Genomic DNA, 1362 nt, shown 5'->3' with positions numbered 1-1362 from the left:
GTGCGGCGGTGGGCTGCGGCGTGAGCGCGGGCAGGGCGGTGATCGGGTTGCCGCTCAGGTCGAGGTCGAACATGTCGTTCCTGGGGTGGGCAAACAGGCCGCGGGGCCATTGGCTGATTTGCGTATGGTTCAGGTCGAGGCGGCGCAGGTTGGGCATGCGCGTGATGTCCGGCGGGGCCGCGAGGGGGTTGTGGTCCAGAATCACGGTTTGCAGGCGCCGTAGATTGCGCAGGCGCGTCACGTCTTCAGGGAACAGCACCATGCGGTTGTTCGACAGGTTCAGGTTGCGCAGAACCCGCATCGCCGCCAGTTCGACCGGCAAGCTCGTCAGGTTGTTGTGGCTCAGGTCCAGGGAGCGCAGCGCCGGGAAGTGTTTGAGCAAGCCGCAATGGGTTTGCCCGACGCTGCTCTGGCTCAGGTTCAGGAACGTCACGTGCTCAAAGTTGACGGTCAGCGCAGGCAGCGACTCGGGTAACGGCATGCCGTCCAGATCGATTCGCGCGCCGGGCTGGGTTCTGCCCCAATCGTCGGTGTATTCGGCGTAGCGCTCGCCCCAGCACTGTTCAAGCAGGTGGGCCAGGCGTCGGCGGGCGGTCAGTTGTTGACGTTCCTGGGCGCTGCCTTTGGGGTGATGGGTGGGCGATTGTTTCCAGGCCTGCAATTGGGTGCACAGGGTGTGTTTTTGCAGGGTCAGCTCATTCAGGGTGGTGCTCAGTTGGTCGGGCGGGATTTCGTCGATAAAACGGTTCAAGCGTTGCTCGCTCAGGCTCGGAAACAAGCGCTGCAGCACCTCTCGCGCAAACGTCGCGTGGGTATCGGCTGGGGTTGCGCGGCAACGGCTGAGCAGCGGGCCGCCGAGCAATTGCTGGGTGTGTCGCTCCATGACGCGGTGGGTTGCCGGCGCTGCCAGCAGCTTGCGGCGCTCGGCCAAGGGTTCCAGGGTGGTCATCAACCAGTTTTGGAAGCCGTCGCCGTCGCCGGGGTTGTAACCCAGCGTGCTACGTGACGCGTCGGGCAGCACCCGCAACACAGCCTCGTACAGACTGCTCGGGCTGTGCAACTGCCGGCCTGCAGCGTCGTAGACCGCGTAACCCAGGCTGTTGCGCACCAGTACTCGACGCGTGCTGGCGGTGTCCGGCCCGGCCTGGCTGCGTAGGGTGCCGGTGATGGAGGTTTGGCGGATTTGAATGTGCAGATCGGTGAGCGCATCGGTATGAAACAGCAGGGTCTTGAGCACCAGGCTTTCCGTCGCCGGGCTGGGCGACGCCGGTGGATAGAAGCCTTCGTAGGCGCGCACCGAATCGGCGGCCACGTGCAGCTCATGGGCCAGGTTGCGCAGGCGCAGCGGCCAGCGATGCTGGT

The 1362-nt window shown here is 65.0% G+C and carries 1 protein-coding gene; it reads right to left on the bottom strand.

Translation table 11 applies throughout. From position 1 onward, the window contains the following. The coding region (locus tag L9Z73_RS30605) for a leucine-rich repeat domain-containing protein (protein ID WP_247408695.1) at positions 1-1362 on the bottom strand (1362 nt) is incomplete at both ends.

It is taken from the genome of Pseudomonas emilianonis (assembly GCF_023072625.1).
In the GTDB taxonomy this organism is placed as follows: domain Bacteria; phylum Pseudomonadota; class Gammaproteobacteria; order Pseudomonadales; family Pseudomonadaceae; genus Aquipseudomonas; species Aquipseudomonas paraveronii.
This window is presented reverse-complemented; position numbering and strand designations above follow the sequence as displayed.